The sequence below is a fragment of the Trichodesmium erythraeum IMS101 genome, assembly GCF_000014265.1.
In the GTDB taxonomy this organism is placed as follows: domain Bacteria; phylum Cyanobacteriota; class Cyanobacteriia; order Cyanobacteriales; family Microcoleaceae; genus Trichodesmium; species Trichodesmium erythraeum.
Genome location: NC_008312.1, coordinates 3,740,279 through 3,758,326, shown reverse-complemented (window position 1 = coordinate 3,758,326; position 18,048 = coordinate 3,740,279). Strand labels below are relative to the sequence as shown.

Annotated in this window: 12 protein-coding genes; 5 read left to right on the top strand and 7 right to left on the bottom strand. The window is 35.5% G+C overall.

The window, feature by feature from the left end; genetic code table 11:
* Positions 1–45: 45 nt before the first annotated feature.
* Both TERY_RS11635 and rimI read right to left on the bottom strand, forming a co-directional pair.
* Entirely contained in the window at positions 46–2,523 is a 2,478-nt protein-coding gene (locus TERY_RS11635; protein ID WP_011612018.1) for an AAA family ATPase, read from the bottom strand.
* Positions 2,524–4,592: 2,069 nt separating this feature from the next.
* Positions 4,593–5,198, bottom strand: a complete 606-nt coding sequence (gene rimI / locus TERY_RS11630; RefSeq protein ID WP_011612017.1) for a ribosomal protein S18-alanine N-acetyltransferase — start codon at positions 5,196–5,198, stop codon at positions 4,593–4,595.
* Positions 5,199–5,305: 107 nt separating this feature from the next.
* Here rimI and lysA point away from each other — a divergent pair, with 107 nt between their 5' ends.
* The 3 genes from lysA (at position 5,306) to uppS (ending at position 10,874) form a co-directional block, all read left to right on the top strand.
* On the top strand, positions 5,306–6,733 hold the full coding sequence (gene lysA, locus TERY_RS11625; protein WP_011612016.1) for a diaminopimelate decarboxylase: 1,428 nt from the start codon (positions 5,306–5,308) through the stop codon (positions 6,731–6,733).
* Positions 6,734–9,216: 2,483 nt separating this feature from the next.
* The gene (cdaA, locus tag TERY_RS11620) at positions 9,217–10,131 is read left to right on the top strand and encodes a diadenylate cyclase CdaA (RefSeq protein WP_011612015.1); all 915 of its coding nucleotides are present in this window, start codon (positions 9,217–9,219) and stop codon (positions 10,129–10,131) included.
* Entirely contained in the window at positions 10,128–10,874 is a 747-nt protein-coding gene (gene uppS, locus TERY_RS11615; protein WP_011612014.1) for a polyprenyl diphosphate synthase, read from the top strand. Before cdaA ends, uppS begins: the two co-directional genes overlap by 4 nt.
* A 15-nt stretch (positions 10,875–10,889) precedes the next feature.
* Here the strand turns inward: uppS and TERY_RS11610 are convergent, their stop codons facing one another.
* From TERY_RS11610 to TERY_RS11595, 5 genes are all read right to left on the bottom strand, one after another.
* Positions 10,890–11,162, bottom strand: a complete 273-nt coding sequence (locus TERY_RS11610) for a DUF3143 domain-containing protein (protein ID WP_011612013.1) — start codon at positions 11,160–11,162, stop codon at positions 10,890–10,892.
* Positions 11,163–11,397: 235 nt separating this feature from the next.
* The gene (locus TERY_RS27865; RefSeq protein WP_071820684.1) at positions 11,398–11,595 is read right to left on the bottom strand and encodes a zinc ribbon domain-containing protein; all 198 of its coding nucleotides are present in this window, start codon (positions 11,593–11,595) and stop codon (positions 11,398–11,400) included.
* A 236-nt stretch (positions 11,596–11,831) separates the two neighbouring features.
* Positions 11,832–12,107, bottom strand: coding sequence for a transposase (locus TERY_RS36795; protein WP_011612012.1), 276 nt, complete (start codon positions 12,105–12,107; stop codon positions 11,832–11,834).
* Between the two features lie 875 nt (positions 12,108–12,982).
* Positions 12,983–13,453, bottom strand: coding sequence for a DnaJ domain-containing protein (locus TERY_RS11600; RefSeq protein WP_011612010.1), 471 nt, complete (start codon positions 13,451–13,453; stop codon positions 12,983–12,985).
* 311 nt (positions 13,454–13,764) lie between these two features.
* Positions 13,765–13,998: a hypothetical protein gene (locus TERY_RS11595; RefSeq protein WP_011612009.1), complete on the bottom strand. Its 234-nt coding sequence runs from the start codon at positions 13,996–13,998 to the stop codon at positions 13,765–13,767.
* Positions 13,999–15,010: 1,012 nt separating this feature from the next.
* Here TERY_RS11595 and lepA point away from each other — a divergent pair.
* A complete protein-coding gene (lepA, locus tag TERY_RS11590; protein WP_011612008.1) occupies positions 15,011–16,816 on the top strand; it encodes a translation elongation factor 4 in 1,806 nt (601 codons plus the stop codon).
* Positions 16,817–17,425: 609 nt separating this feature from the next.
* The gene (locus TERY_RS11585) at positions 17,426–18,001 is read left to right on the top strand and encodes a DJ-1/PfpI/YhbO family deglycase/protease (protein WP_011612007.1); all 576 of its coding nucleotides are present in this window, start codon (positions 17,426–17,428) and stop codon (positions 17,999–18,001) included.
* Positions 18,002–18,048: the final 47 nt, after the last annotated feature.

Sequence of the window (18,048 nt, the reverse complement as noted above, 5' to 3'; positions counted from 1 at the left end):
GTTTCAACATTAGATATTGACTAATTTAGCGAAAGAAACTAACTCCTATTCAGCACCTTGAGGTACCAACTCTCGTTTTTCTTTTTCTTCACCCTTAGAAACTATAATCTGACCACTTTCCCCAACATCAACCACAGCAGTATCGCCCTCATTGATCTTGCCAGCCAGAATTTCCTCAGCCAAACTATCCTCAAGCAAACGCATAATTGCCCGACGCAAAGGTCTTGCCCCATAACTAGGATTATAACCTTCCTCAACCAACCGCTCCTGGAAACGATCAGTAATTTCTAACTTAATACCTTTCTCTGTCAACCTACTAAACACTTCTTTGAGCAGAATAACAGAAATTTCCTTAACTTCATCCTTAGTCAACTGACGGAACACAATAATCTCATCCAAACGGTTAAGAAACTCTGGACGGAAATACTGTTTCAACTCCTCATTCACTAAATTGCGAATTCGGTTATACTGAGCATCAGCCTCATTTTCTGAGAACTCAAAACCAAGACCACCGCCACCTTTCTCAATGACCTTAGAACCGATATTAGAAGTCATAATAATCAAGGTATTCTTAAAATCAACAGTCCTACCCTTCGCATCAGTCAGGCGACCATCTTCCAAAATTTGCAACAGCATATTGAATACATCAGGGTGTGCCTTTTCAATTTCATCAAATAGCACCACAGTATAAGGGCGACGACGAACTGCCTCAGTTAACTGACCACCCTCATTATAACCCACATAACCAGGAGGAGAACCAATCAACTTAGAAACAGTATGACGTTCCATATATTCCGACATATCCAAACGGATCATCGCTTCCTCAGAACCAAAGAAATATGCAGCTAACGCCTTAGTCAGTTCTGTCTTACCAACCCCAGTCGGTCCAGAGAAAACAAAACTAGCAATAGGTCGGTTAGGGTTTTTCAATCCCACTCTTGCCCGACGAATAGCACGAGACACTGCCTTGACAGCTTCCTCCTGACCAATCAAACGTTGGTGTAGAGTATCCTCCATGTGCAGAAGTTTCTCAGATTCAGACTCAGTTAACTTATTCACCGGAACACCAGTCCAACTTGCCACAATATGAGCAATATCCTCCTCAGTCACCATTGGAGAATCATCTTCATTAGTAGAGTCGAGCTTTTTATTTTGAGCAAGAGAACGAATTTCAGATTTGATTTCCATTTCCCGGTCACGCAACTCTCCCGCCTTATCAAAATCCTGAGAACGAACCGCCTCATCCTTTTCTTTCAGAATGCTACGCAACTCCTTATCCAGTTCCTTCGCTGCAGGAGGTAGTTGAGAATTAATCAAACGGACACGAGAACCAGCTTCATCTATCAGGTCAATAGCTTTATCCGGCAAATAGCGATCGCTAATATAACGGTCTGATAACTTAGCAGCAGCTTCCAAAGCAGTATCCAAAATTTTTAATTTATGATGCTGTTCGTAACGTTCTCTTAAACCATATAAGATCTCAATAGTTTCATCAACAGAAGGTTCGCCCACCATTACTGGTTGAAAACGACGTTCCAGAGCTGCATCCCTTTCAATATGTTTCCGATACTCATCGAGGGTCGTTGCCCCTATGCACTGTAACTCCCCACGAGCCAAAGCAGGCTTCAAAATATTCGCAGCATCAATGGCCCCTTCCGCAGCACCAGCTCCAATCAGAGTATGGACCTCATCAATAACTAGGATGACATTACCCGCAGAGCGAATTTCATCCATAATTTTCTTCAGACGTTCCTCAAACTCACCCCGGTATTTAGTACCAGCAACCAATAGACCAATATCTAGAGTAACCACCCGCTTTTCTTCCAGAATATCCGGTATATCATTATTAGCAATGCGTTGTGCCAAACCCTCAGCGATCGCCGTTTTTCCCACACCAGGTTCCCCAATCAAAACTGGATTATTCTTAGTTCTACGACCTAAAATTTGAATTACTCGTTCTATTTCTGTTTGCCTTCCCACCACTGGGTCTAATTTACCTTCAGATGCCATTTGAGTCAGATTTGAACCAAACTCATCAAGAGTAGGAGTTTTTGTGCGTCCACCCCCACCACCAGCAGTAACTTCTGCTGTTTCACCTAACATTCTAATCACCTGAGTCCGGACTTTAGTGAGGTCTACTCCTAAATTTTCTAGAACTCTTGCAGCTACTCCTTCTCCTTCTCGAATTAAACCCAATAGTAGATGCTCTGTGCCAATATAGTTATGCCCTAATTGCCGTGCTTCTTCCAAAGATAGCTCTAAAACCCTTTTAGCTCTGGGAGTAAATGGGATTTCTACTGCCACAAATCCCGAACCACGGCCAATTATCTTTTCTACTTCAATTCGAGCATCTTTGAGATTAACACCCATAGATTTGAGAACTTTAGCTGCTACCCCTGTTCCCTCTCCAATGAGACCCAGGAGGATTTGTTCTGTCCCTACAAAGTTATGTCCCAAGCGACGAGCCTCTTCTTGGGCCAGCATTATCACTTTGATTGCTTTTTCCGTGAAGCGTTCAAACATAATTAGTTCCTATCTCTTAAATTGCTCTTAAGCTTATTCTAGCGTGACATTGTATACCAAGGCTGTTTTTCACTTCTCGTTATTTAGACTAGAAATACTTATCAAAATGTAAATTTATTTTGCGATAGTAATCTTGCCAGTAATATAACAAAGTTCTAAGTGAATAACATTTTCTACCAAGCTACTCAAAAACAAAATAGTCTTATGAGTTTATTTGGAGCTGTTATCTAGACAGTTTAACTCAAGAAACAAAAAATTCAGGTAGGGGAATCTCCTATCTGACCCTCTTACTCCTTTGCTTTCTTCTATCTACCATTAATAGTATTAAAAGTTACTTTTTTGTAAGCTAACTATGTAGTTTTGGTTTCTCAATTATAGCTCAAGTTTTTACAATAGCTGATGATCAAACCATCTATTTATTTTAAGAAATTATAAAATTTTCTCATTCAACATCATTTATTTCAAGCAATCAATCAAACATTATTTGTAACAAAATAGAAGTCCTCAGCCTGATTATATAGAAGATATGCAACATAAATAATAGTTTCAAAATTTTGATCTATAACTTTAATTTTTGACAAATCTAAAGCAGATTAACATATAACTAACTTGGGATACTAGTAACAAACTATGTTAAAAATTTTAATCTACTATAAATTTATAAATTAATCGTCTATCGCCTACTGGGTTGCATAAATATGAGATGATTTTAATAGTTTTGTACGCCTTGGTTGCACAAAGAGAGTAAATATAGTTGTAGAAAATAAAAATAGATTAACTAGAGCAGGTTTTAATTATTTAACTTATGTGACGGAAAATAGGTTTCAGGCAAAACTACTAAAAATTAACATCTGAATGAGTGCCTCAGGTTAGTTATTAACTCTTTAAATACTGTTTAAATAAAAAATCAAATGCCACAAGAACAAAAACACTAGATTCAACCAAAGAATAAAAATTATCAATAAATTTATTGCACTTGTTTTGCTTCTCAAAACTTATGCAATTGCAGAGTTTATATTTGTCGGCCATCATTTTTTTGATATTCAAAAACTATCACCATTTCAAAACCTTTCTGAATCTCCTGAACAATAGTGATGATTATAAAAGTTTACCTACTTAAGTAGCGCCACTGGTAATTAAGGAGGTATTAAAAGTCTTAAAATCTGATTTTTCAGTATAAAAAAAATACCAAAAAATCCGGAAAAGTTTTGAGGCCAGCCTCAGTTATCAGAATACAAACATAAGAAAAAAGGTAAAAATTTAGTCAATTATAATTATCAAGCTTTTTCTCGGATTTTCTTACTTTGCTGATATTGATTTGATCAATACTTTTAGATTAAATCTGAAAATTTCTACTAATTTAACTAAAATAAATGAAGTCAGAATAATCCAATCGAGTTATGGTAAATATTATGTCGTTAAAAAAGTTTTAAAAAAGAACCTAAACAAATTAAGTTAGATAGTAAATTTACAGCCATTGATATAGGATTAAATAATCCTCGTAACTGTTGCTCTTTTTGACCTCAACTTGAGACCGTTTATTTTTTTGTAGTAGATATCTATTTTATTGTAACTAAACATACAGCATATTTCGGGCAAATGATGTATGTAGTAAATAGTAAAAAATTATTTAGTGTCAGCACCTTCGCTCCGTAACCGTACCTGATAACAACGGAAAGCTCTGGATAATAAACTTCAAGCTAAATTAATCACATTTTTACCTGAAAACAAATCTACCTCATTAAATCTAAAGGCTTTAACGCTTAAGATCAATAACTTTATGGACTATTACATCCACATAGCTAGTAGATTTATTGTCAATAACTATTAGAGCTTAGTGTCAATCATTTCAGTAATAGTTAGATAGTCTTATCCTGTCTATTAATCTAGAGAGCTCAGTAGTTTGACTCTTAATTTTTAATTTTTAATTTTTATTAGTTTTACAGTATCGTATTGGACATTAAATTAGACATTAAATTATATACACAAGGTATGAATAGTAAAACCCTTATATTAAAATTATCTTACCCGTTAAAAGTATACCTAACGGGCACCGATAAGTGCTATCGTTAATGCCTAATCAATTCATAACCATTAATACGATCAACAACTTTTCTATACCATTCAGACAAAGTTTGCTCAAACTCTGGTTCATGCAAATGACTAAGCCAGAGAATTAGAGCATCTTCTCCAGTATGTTGATAATATCCTCGACGACGGCCTACATATTGAAAACCAAATTTATAATATAAAGACAATGCTGAAACATTTGAAGCAGCGACTTCTAATGTAGCTCTCTCTAACCCTCTTTCCCATGCAGACCTCATTAAAGTGTATAGTAGGAGTTGACCAAAACCCAAAGATTGGTATTGGGGATGAATTCCTAAAATAGTAATGTGTGCTTCCTCTAAGATAGCCCACAAACAACATACACCAATTATAGATTGATGACTATAGTTAATCTGTAATTGAAAGTTAGAGGATTTAAACATAACTTCCTCATTTCTATCTTTAGTATGATGATTAATCACTAAAATCAGCAGATCGCTATTGGGACTTTCTAGTTCTCGCTGATAAGCTTGAGCACTCCAGAGTCCGCCAAAGCAAAGTCTATCTAATTCAATCACACTAGAAATATGCTTTGGACTCATTTTTTCAACAGTAATAATTGCCATACTTACGATAGTCTTAATTTTAGATAAAAAATTAATCAAGAATTGACAAAGTATAATAAATTGTATTTATTATATAGGCCACTAAAGTATAAATTTTTATAGCACTTATGGTATCAATCCAATCTGTAGAAGTAAACTCTGGACTTCAGTATTTGCCAAAATCAACAGACTCTGTTGGACAAAGTTCGCCCAATCAAGAACTTTTACCACTTACTGCTAAAGTCAACAACTTAGACCATTTAGAAATTGGAGGTTGGGATATCCCAGCATTAGTAGAAAAATTTGGCTCACCTCTATATATTATAGACGAATATACTCTCCGAACAGCTTGTCGCCAATATAGAGATGGACTTCAAAAGTACTATCCTGGAGAATCTTTAGTACTTTATGCTTCCAAAGCTTGGAGTAGTCTAGCAGTATGTGCCTTATGTGCCTCTGAAGGCTTAGGTATAGATGTTGTATCTGGAGGAGAACTATATACAGCTATAGAAGCAGGTGTTAATCCTGACAAAATATATTTTCATGGCAATAATAAATCTCTGGCAGAATTAACTTTTGCCATTGAAACAGATTGTATAATTGTTGTAGATAACTGGCTAGAATTAGAAACATTAGCAGGTTTAAAGAAGCAACAAAAAGATCAGGTACAAAATCCGACAAAAATAATGGTAAGATTTACACCTGGTATTGAATGCCATACCCACGAATATATTCGTACAGGTCATCTAGATAGCAAGTTTGGATTTGATCCAGGTCAACTAAATGATGTTTTTGCCTTCATAAGTAAAGAAGAATTACTACTACTTATTGGTGTTCATGCTCATATAGGTTCTCAGATTTTTGAAGTTCAACCTCATCAAGATTTAGTGACTGTTATGGTAGATACAATGACAACTGCCATGTCACATAACTTGCCAATCAAAGAAATTAATATTGGTGGTGGTTTAGGAATCCGTTATACTGAAACAGATGACCCCCCTAGTATTGAAACTTGGGTTCATAAGGTAAGCACAGCAATGGTAGATGTTTGTAAAGCTAGACAGTTACCACTTCCTAAACTATTATGTGAACCGGGACGCTCAATAATTGGGCCTGCCTGTATAACAGCTTATACTATAGGGTCTCAAAAAGAAATTCCTGAAATTAGAACTTATATATCTGTAGATGGGGGAATGTCAGATAATCCTCGACCAATTACTTATCAATCAGTTTATCGAGCAATTGTAGCTAATAGATTATCTAAGCCAAGCACAGAAGTAGTTACTATTGCTGGTAAACATTGTGAGTCTGGTGATATTTTGATCAAGAATGCTACCTTACCAGTAACTCAACCAGGAGATTGTTTTGTAGTTATGGCTACAGGTGCTTACAATTATAGTATGGCTTCTAACTATAATCGTTTGCCACGCCCAGCAGCAGTTTTGGTTGCTGAAAAGGAGGTTAATATAATTTTACAGAGGGAAACTTATCAAGATTTACTTAGTAAAGATACTTTACCAGAACGAATAGCAACACTTCCAAAGTTAACAACATGACAATTAAAAATTACCTCTTCTTTTAAAGAATAGTATTAACTAAAATAAAATTTGTCTTAATTTTAGCCTTTAGGATAGTTTTTCTTAATAAAAAAGCTAGATAGCTGAAAAACTGGGTTAAAATTTTTATCTTTCTTGGCTAACTTTTTAGTTGATTGTTTTTCATAGATAAGTTCTTTTAAATGTTAGTTAAAAAGTCAAATTATGACTCCCTAGATTGAAGTATTGTATCTATCCCACAACGGGATAAAAATCAACGCCATAATTTATTTGGTTAAGTCTGTTTTTGCAAGGCTTTCTGGGGGAATGCTGGAAATTACACGTCCAGGGTTTGGAATGACAGTAACCGCAAAAGAATAAATGGGCATCTTGTGGACGAAACTTCAAACCAACAGACCTCATGAAAGTAGACCACAGAAAACAAAGGTTTGAGGGTGGTGACAACACATACAAGAATAAATAGCTGTTCTAGCAAAATTGCCACGACTGTAAAACTGTATCAGGTAATAAGGCATATCTGAAATGTAAGCCATGGAACCTACGGGAAAATTATATATGGGTTGATGGTATGTTAACTCACCAAATTAGGATGTACCCATGATCAGGAATGTCTAGGAAAGGAGTCAGGATGAGGTAGAAAGTCTCACGTCCAATAAAAACGAGTTGGGTTAGGGTAACTTACCCAACTTATGTTAATACCTTCACGGACAAACTGTGCTGATTTACTTACCATCTACTGGATTTAAAGTAGTTAAACATAAAGTCACTAACTACCCTAAAATTGGAAAACTAAAAATAGTTTTAGCATTAGCTAAGTATAGGTTTCGGAATTTAAATTTTTGCTACGGTAGTGACATTGCATAAGAGTGTTCGTACATAGTCAAAAAATTAAAGCACCATTACCATTAAAGAAACGAATTAAGAAGTAGCCTTTTTTAGAGAATCTATAAAGAACGAAAGTTAAGTAAGTCTTTATCTAAAAAACTATCCCAGCATTTAAGAAGTCAGGCAGCAATAAAAGTTAGTGTACCAATAATGTAGCGAACTTTAAAAAAACTCAATATAAGTAGAAAAAAAGTATTTTGGCTTTGGAATATGAGAGAAAATATATTAATAAAAAACCTATGAGTCTCGAAAATTGTTAGATTTAATAGATATACATAATAAGCGTATTTGTTTATAAATATGAGGTTAATTTAGTTATAAATCCTATTGATCGGAGTGTAAAAATAAGAGAGAGAGTAGTCACATATTTTCCAATTTTCTAGGTATTTATACAACTTTTTTGTAGCCTTAATTCTAGATAATTTAATGTCATGAATTACGGTAATTTGCAGTACAATCAAAAAAATATTTAAGTATATATTAAACCTATTTTAGTACATCAATAATGAAATTTGTACCTTTTTACTAAATATCTTTAACAAGGTTTTGCTCCGAATACCCCGGAGCACATTTTGTACAATTTATTCACTATTCTGCTGTAGTTTTTTTAGTATTAATTGTCATTAAATCTTCTCAAAATTCTATCAAATTATAATCAGTAGCTCTATATCCAAATATTGCTCATCTTTTTTCCTGCTTTTGCTAATGTAAATAGGGTTAGCATATCTATTGTCTAATGGGATGAGAGTTGTTCTACGGAAAAATAAAAGTACAGAGGCAGGGAAACACAGATAAATAGCAAGGTGACTAGGTCCACTGTACTAAGAATTGTCCCCTGATTTTTCGGTCTAGGTATGCCCACTCATCCGATCTATCCATGAGCTTGAGTAACCTTACTTGTTGTACTTTGATAAATTCAAAATTTGCCTTAGGCATAATTTTTGTCAATGCTTTGAGAGTTAATCAGCAAGCTCCAAATACTTAGTAAATTTCATTATATTTTCAGTCTTGCCGCTTCTTTTCAAGGCCAATAAATTCTTGGGTTGAATAGTCTAAGGCACCAAAAAAGGCAATGGTAATTCGTCTTACTTATTTCCTGCCAATAGTATAAGTTTAGGTCGTTAACAAAAGTATGACCGATGGAGTATATTTGTGCCAGTAAAACATCAAGGGACATCGGAGTTTTGTCTGACAAGAACTCTCCCCGTGCCTAATAGGCATGAGGATGTTATTTTTTTTTTACTAATCAAACCCTGTGATGCTTTCTATAGCTTTGGAATTAATCGTATTCCCACAAAAATGATATAATTGCACTAATAAAGCAAAGGTAAATAAATTTCTGATGTCTGTGGTGGGCAACCATCTACCTTCCTATTAAGGTATATATAACCAATATAAACAGTTCTATTTATTGACCCATAAGTCTGCTAATTATTCTTAATCAATGATCGTTAATTAGGAATTAGTTTATTAGAAAGGATATCATACCATTAGAACATTTCATGCTTACGCAAAATGTTCGGTTGAAATATCTTCCTTTTTGCTAGTATCCTACCAATGTAAAAAAAAATAAATTAAACGGTAATGACCTAGGCTTGATGAAGTCCTTATTCCGAAATAGTATCGATATGAAGTCCTTATTGCTACATAGTATCGATATTGGACTGGTTCTCGCTCTGATATATATGGTGTTGGTCATCATAGGGGAACGTCGTGCATTATGGATGGTAAGAGGTTTTATTGTCTTAATGTTAGCTTCGGCTCTAAGTCATTTGGCTGATCTAAAACTATTAAGTTTTGCTCTTCAAAATTTAGTTATTGGCTCTGCTGTGTCAATGGCAGTCATATTACAATCAGAATTTCGTAGGTTTCTCGAACAGTTGGGACAGGGAGAAATTATCCAAATGTTTGGACATAATCGCCGAGTTCTCCCTGAATCAAATAATATTATTGATGAGATAGTAGAATCTATCAAACAACTGTCCCAAAACCGGATAGGTGCATTGTTAATTATAGAAACAAATGGACTGATAGATGAAAGAGATTTTTCTGTACCTGGTGTAAAATTAAATGCTGAACTTTCTAAGGAGCTATTACAAACTATATTTCAGCCAAAAACTTTATTACACGATGGGGCCGTCTTAATTAGAGAACACAAAATTATATCAGCAGGTGTAATTCTACCTTTGTCTGAGAAAATAGCCTCAAGGCAATTAGGGACTCGTCATAGAGCAGCTATGGGAATTACTGAACAAGTGGAAAAATGTCTCTGTATAGTTGTCTCTGAAGAAACCGGTTCTATCTCTCTAGCTGAAAAAGGAATTTTGAATCGACCCTTAACAAGTAATAGACTAAAAGAGTTATTAGAGGAACGTCTATTTCTATCAGGTAGTGAAAAAAGTACAAAATCACTTCCTTTAGTTAATATTGGACGTCAAATAGGATCAAAAGGATCACAATTAATTTCATGGGTACTTCATCAAAGTCCATCAGGTCCTCGAAAGAAAAGATGAATCAAGGAACTTGCTTACAAGATTTACCTGTCGATCTGGAACCAGAAAGGTTACCTCATCATGTGGCTGTGATTATGGATGGTAATGGTCGTTGGGCTCAAAGTCGTGGTTTACCTCGAATTATGGGCCATAGAAAGGGAGTGGAAACACTTAAGGACTTACTGCGATGTTGTAGAGATTGGGGTCTAGAAGCTTTAACAGCTTACGCTTTTTCTAGTGAAAATTGGGGAAGACCACTAGAAGAAGTGAATTTTCTGATGACTTTGTTTGAAAAAGTTTTGCGCCAAGAACTGCAAGAGATAGTCGCAGAAGATGTTCAAATTAGATTTGTGGGTAATTTAAGTTCTTTGCCTGTATCTTTACAAGCTGAGATTAAACACTCAATGGAGATGACTCGGCCAAATCAGGGAATTAAATTTACTGTCGCTACTAATTATGGAGGACGCCAGGAAATTGTACACGCTTGTAAGGCGATCGGCACCCAAATACAAAAAGGTTTGCTTAAGCCAGAAGAAATTAATGAAGGACTTTTTGAAAAATACCTTTATACTGCTGGTATTTCTCACCCAGATTTATTAATTCGTACTAGTGGGGAAATGCGTATTAGTAATTTTTTACTATGGCAAATGGCTTATTCAGAAATTTATGTCACTCAGACACTTTGGCCTGACTTTAATCGTTATGAATTTCATCGGGCTTTGTGTGCTTATCAGAAGCGTGAACGTAGATTTGGTAAAATTTAATTAACTCTAGTCCAACTAGGGGCCGGAAAAAATAGCTTCTTCAATATCCCGGCGACTTAAGGAATATGTAAAAGAGCGTTGAATATCACTACCATCAACACCTGCATTTACATAACGTATAGTCAGTTGATCGATATCAAGTAATAATTCTGCTTGCCAGTTAGGTTTTTCAACCCACCAACAGTGAAGTTTTTCAGGATTTTGTTGACAACCATTTTCTTGAAGCCATTCCTCAATTTTTGGTAGAGGATGGTTATATAAGGGAGTATCTGGGCTGGGTAAGTTCATTTATTTGTGTTCTTACAAGGAAAAATTAGGTTAAATGCCTCTCATTTTCAGGCAGGGTCTACTTATTTATTTTCACTAGAGCAAAATCTTATACTATAAAAATTCTTGATCTTGCTAAAGTTATTACACTTGAAATACTCCTGACGCTACTCTTAGGAGACAGGGAGGGATTCTCACTTCATTGCTGTTAGAGGCTTTCTGTTTCATAGCACCCGCCTTCCCAGATTTACTCTCTTCAGATATAAAGACCGTGGCCTAGAATGATACGGCGAGTCCCGCAGCCAAAGCCAAAATGTTTAAAATGCGCATTTATGTCCCTGTCATGGTGACTACTACATTTAGGAGAATCTTGCTCTCTAATATTTAGAGGTAATTTTTCTACTACATAACCACAACTAGAACAACTCTTTAGAAGTGAGGAAATATCTATCATTTTTTATTATAGCAGTCGAAGTATAGGTTAAGACATTAATTTCGGTTATATTCGCAAATCCGGAATAGAGAGAGCGTCCTAAGCTTTTGTTCAATTGCTATAATTCCCGTCCATACCACTCAGCTTTGTACTTTAATTGCCTGGCTATTTATCCCCAGTTAGCATTACTTATAGCTCTTGCTAATAAGTGATTCTTGACCATGTTTTTTATTTGCTAAATCCTCAGCTACAATAGCTTAGTTTTCTCTTATTAATTGAGTAGTTAGCTTGTGAGTATAGTCTAGTCTGGAATCTTTAATTAAGGCGTGTATCCTAGCTACTTTGAGTCGAGTTTTATGATAATTATTAAACCCTTTAGTTTTTTTGCTCAGATACTTCTGAGTTAATCTCAGTTTGTTGTGTAACTTCTGAAGATTCTTTGGGTTGGCCACTTTTTCTCCATCGCTGGTAGTTAGTAAGCTAGTAATACCCAAGTCAATGCCCACTTGTTTCTTAGTCGGATTGAGTCTCAAATTTATAGTATTAAAAATTTCTTAAAGATACAGACTATCTACCCCTAAAATCAAGTTTTACAGTTATTGCACTAGGCATACAACCTACTGGTAGTTGTCTACTCGATCTAATAGGTAATAGTTCTGCACATTTAGCTAGATATACTTGAGTATCTTTACACTTGAATGCTGCCTTCGCAAACCAGAACTTCGACCATTAGGCTTTTTCTTGAAATTAGGATATTTAGTCTGTCCCCCAAAAAAAGTTGGTGAAAGTAGCTTGTAAATGTCTTAAGCCTTGCTGGAGTGGTATAATAATTACTTTAGTCAAAAAATCTAAATATTCCTGCTTTTTCCAGTTCTTCAGCATAGATAAGTTTTGTTTGTAGCCCACTTTTTTCTTGGTGTTCATACCAAATTTAAGTCCTGGAAGCTAAGGCTTTGTTGTAGATGTAACAAAGCATACTAACAGTGCTGAGGAGTTGGATAAAATCTAAATTTGTGTACGCTTTTTCAAGCGTCTACTACCTACTTTTTAACTTCTATATTAGAACAGATTATTGGTCAAGCTACAAGAATGATTGGCAGACATGGACACTCCCCTACGGGAGAGCACGAGTCTTCTGCCAACATTTAGATAAATTATGGTATTGGGCTACAAATATTCTCTGACCAAAAATGTGGGAATAATAAACTTCGGTATTTCAAGTTCTGGTTTTATCTGGAGGTATTAAGTAACTGAAAAAGTAATTGTAACTATTGGTAAGCTAAAGATCTAGCGGGCAATATCCTAAACTACAAAAGTTTGACTAATAAGAGTTTTGTACATATAATTTTGGGTTTGCTGCTCTAACTTAAATGACTATTAAATATACAATTAATTTTGGTTAACTCAATTAAATTCCTGGTAGATTAATGGATTGAATAGTTAATTCAGGACGCATGAGGCCAATAATAATAGCTATTATCAAACAACCAAACAGAGTTATTCCCATAATTAATAGGGCAAATAGTTCACCTGGAGATAATGGTCTGTCTGTACTGTCTATGTAGCTAGATAAATTTTTCCATTTTGAATTAGATACAAAGTCAGTATTGAAGTTAATTTTTTGCTCAAAATCATTTATATATAAGTGCTTAATCTTTTTATCGTATTCTAATCTTCTGTTTGAGTCTACTAAAGTAGCATAAGCTTCATTAATTTCCTGAAATTTAGCAGTGGCGAGTAATTGTGGCATATCTGTAGTATCTGGATGATAGTGCTTACTCAATTCCCGATACGCCCTTCTAATTTCTTGATTAGATGCTTTGGGATGAAGTCCAAGTAAAGAATAATAACTTACACCCAAATTAGTGTATTTTGACATTCTTCAAATTCTTGATATCTATTTCCTATTCAATTCATTTTTACCAATAGCTATCTAGCTATTCACTGGTTTATTTTAAGATTACACCAATTGTAATTATTTACTATTGATATTGAGAATATCCAAAGATTGTCTTTGAAGTTAGGTTAATTTCTCACAAGTTTGGATAATTTACTATATTTTTATTCTCAAATAATGAAAATCAAGTTTTTGTTTAATTAATAAATACTAATAGTATCAATAAATACTAATAATATTTGTACTATTAAATTATAAATTAGAGAATATAAAACTTGAGAAAAAATTAAGTTTCAATCATTCCATTCACCTCTTGGAGGGATAGGAGGGTTTCTCTGAAGGGTTAAAGCTAATTCATCTTCGGGAATACCTCCTCTTAACCACTGACGAAGAGCACTTTCAATTACTTTACTGGGATCATTTGTCAAATGCTGAACTTGGTCTAGTAACCTAGAATCTATATGTATAGATAATTCCACTTTTTCAGTTGACTTTCGCTGATTAATTTTAGACTCATTTATCCCCATGTTAAATAATCCTAAATTGATTTATTAATATACAATAACTAATTTAACAATGTTACTCAGAAATAATATAATTCTGTATACATAACAATCTAATCAAGTGGTTGTGAAAATTCAAAAATCTAGAAATAAACTCCGAACTTCTTACCCACTATTACCTTAATTCTTATTCTCTTTTTGCCAAAAGTAGCAAGGCTATATTTTGGACAATGTCAATATAGAATTACTATTACTATAGTTTTTTATTATAAATTATAGCATCTTATAAACAATGTTTAGTCATACTACATTATTACTTATTTGTCAAGCCTATAATTAAAATCTCAGTAAATTATGTTTACCGAAGTCTGGCTTGAGGACAAGGTATTTCTTGCGATAGCTTAATATTTCTATGCTAATGTGAGAATAGAGTTAAGTTAGTTTTAATTTATGTGGTAATTCTCAATAATCAGTACAAGTTGATATCTAAATCTTAAGTCTATTGAGTAAGGATTTACCATTATACATGGCTAGATATTTGTCATTTTATTTTAAGAAACTGATGAGATGGGTTATTTTCTTTTTCTCTTTTTCAAGGCTAATCTGATTCAATGTCAATTCTATTAATGGTGAGGTTCTTTGGTGGGTTGACATTTTACATTTAACATACTTTCCTAATTATACTACTTTTTATGTGGCAAGTGGGGAAAGTTGACTTTAGTTTTACCTTTGCTTCTAGGTCCATTTTTTTTCGGATGGTCAACCTACAAGTAATTATTTAAAAGTTATTATAGCATATGTATTAAAAAAAAACAATTAAAAAGTCGGCTTCTGATGGGCAAGGCTTTAAATCTAATTTTTCGTTAAAGTGAAGAGTATAAAGTACCGTCGGGCAGACGGGAAAAAAGGTCACCGAAGGTAAAGAGATCGGGGTGGGGGTTGATATTCCTGCTTGGCTCTCCCTGTGAAGAGAGAATCCCCAACGGCTTAGGGCGAGGGGTATGTCGACGAAAGTATCACATTATAAAAAAAAAATATGACAAAAGTTCCTGTATCTCATATTCGTAATTTTTCCATTATTGCTCATATAGACCACGGAAAATCAACTTTAGCAGATCGCTTACTACAAGCAACCGGTACGGTGGCAGACCGTGAAATGAAAGAGCAATTCTTAGACACGATGGATTTAGAAAGGGAGCGTGGCATTACAATTAAACTCCAGGCTGCCCGAATGAATTACCATGCTAAAGATGGGGAAGAATATGTTTTAAATCTTATTGATACACCTGGTCATGTAGATTTTTCTTATGAAGTATCCCGTTCTTTAGCGGCTTGTGAAGGTGCTTTGTTGGTGGTAGATGCTTCCCAAGGGGTAGAGGCTCAGACTTTAGCTAATGTATATTTGGCTTTGGAGCATGATTTAGAAATTATCCCGGTTTTAAATAAGATAGATTTGCCAGGGGCAGAACCAGAACGGGTAAAAGAGGAAATAGAGGAAATAATTGGTTTAGACTGTTCGGGTGCAATTTTAGCTTCTGCTAAAGAAGGAATAGGAATTCCGGAAATTTTAGAGTCCATTGTTCAGTTAGTACCACCACCACAAGATACTATAGGTGAAAAATTACGGGCCCTGATATTTGATAGTTATTATGACTCCTATAGAGGGGTAATTGTATATTTCCGGGTTATGGATGGGACTATTGCTAAGGGCGATCGCGTCCGACTTATGGCTTCTAAAAAGGAATATGAGATAGATGATCTAGGAGTTTTGTCTCCAACTCAACAACCAGTACAGGAGCTTCATGCAGGAGAGGTTGGTTATTTCTCGGCGGCTATTAAGGCGGTGGAAGATGCAAGGGTGGGAGATACGATTACTTTGGCCAAAAAACAGGCTCAGGATCCTCTGCCAGGTTACAGGTCAGCTAACCCTATGGTGTTTTGTGGATTATTTCCTACTGATGCTGACCAGTTTCCAGATTTACGAGAAGCATTGGATAAGCTTAAACTTAATGATGCAGCTTTGTCTTATGAGGCAGAAACGTCGAGTGCTATGGGTTTTGGATTTCGATGTGGCTTTTTAGGACTGCTGCACATGGAAATTGTCCAGGAAAGGTTGGAGCGAGAATATGGTTTAGATTTGATTGTTACTTCTCCATCGGTGGTTTACCAGGTAACTACTAGTAAGGAGGAGGTGATTTTGGTTGATAACCCAAATTTCTTGCCGGAGCCTAATTTGCGAGAAAAAATTGAGGAGCCTTATGTTCGGGTGGAAATGATTACTCCAGAGGAATATGTAGGGACGTTAATGGAGCTGGGTCAGTCACGACGGGGGGTATTTAAGGATATGAAGTATCTGGCTCAGGGTAGAACTACTTTAGTATATGAGATTCCTTTGGCAGAGGTGGTTACGGATTTTTTCGACCAAATGAAGTCTCGGTCTCGCGGTTATGCTAGTATGGAGTATCATCTTATAGGTTATCGTGAGAATCCTTTGGTTAAGTTGGATATTATGATTAATGCTGAACCAGTGGATGCTTTGGCTATAATTGTGCATCGGGATAAGGCTTATGGGGTAGGCCGGGCTTTGGCGGAAAAGTTGAAGGAGTTAATTCCCCGTCATCAGTTTAAGGTACCAATTCAAGCGTCTATTGGTTCTAAGGTTATTGCTAGTGAGCATATTCCTGCTTTACGGAAGGATGTCTTGGCTAAGTGTTATGGTGGGGATATTAGCCGTAAGAAGAAGTTATTACAAAAACAGGCTAAGGGTAAGAAGCGGATGAAGTCCTTGGGTACGGTTGATGTTCCACAGGAAGCTTTTATGGCGGTGTTACGATTAGATTGATTTTTTTTGAAGACTTGATTTAAAATATGTAATGGTGGTAGTGTGGTTGGTTATTTTGACTGTTCTCTGACATCTAGCCTGACTAGCTATCACCGGAGTGTTAAAAGTCAAAGGTCAAAAGTTAAAGGTAAGATTTTATTGGTTTCAAATACGGAAGTTGATAAGTTAAAGGTCAAAAGTCAAATGTAAGAACTAAGAGGTAAGGGGTTAAAAGTTGGATTTTATCGGTCTCGAATACGGAGGTCGATAGAATTCTGAGGGTTGAATTTGAGGCGGAAATTGGCGATCGCTACTTTGAGGCAAGAAAACTACTGATAACTAATAACTGAATTAGTGCTTTACTTTTAACTGCCCTGGAATTGGAATATACCAGGACTTAAATATAGTGCTGGTTTGATATCACTACGGGGAAGTTAATCAAAGAAATAGGGTAGGCTGTACCATAATTTATGCTTGTAAATTGGAAGAGGTTGGCCTCTTGCGGTTGAAGCAAGAAGCAAATATCTTTGAGGAGGCATTACTAGGTTTTACCTAGTGAGCGCGAAAATTGTATAGGTGTTGTAGAATAAATAAAATTTAAACTTTCACTTTTTTATGAGGTAGTTGAAGATGACGGGAAAGAAGATTTTAATGATCGTGGGTGACTTTGTAGAAGACTATGAGGTGATGGTACCTTTTCAAGCATTGCAAATGGTGGGGCATGAAGTTGATGCTATCTGTCCTGATAAAAAGAAAGGAGATATAGTCAGAACAGCGGTACATGATTTTGAGGGTGATCAAACCTATAGTGAGAAACCGGGACATAATTTTACGCTGAATGCTAGTTTTGATGATGTTGATCCAGAAAGCTATGATGCTTATGATGCTTTGGTGGTTCCTGGGGGACGTGCGCCAGAATATATTCGTTTGAATGAAAAAGTATTGGATATTGTTCGCCACTTTGATTCAAAGAAGAAGCCTATTGCTGCTCTCTGTCATGGTTTGCAGGTTTTAGCTGCTGCGGATGTACTTAAAGGAAAGCGCTGCACTGCCTATCCTGCTTGTGCTCCTGAGGTGACTCTTGCAGGGGGTACATACGTTGAAGTTTCAGTTGATGAAGCGTTCGTGGATGGTTCTCTTGTTACTGGACCTGCTTGGCCTGCTATTCCTAGATGGTTAGCTGAGTTTCTGAAGGTTTTACAATAGAAATCAAATCTTTTGGATAGGAATGGAGGTAACTTGAGAAGGGCTAG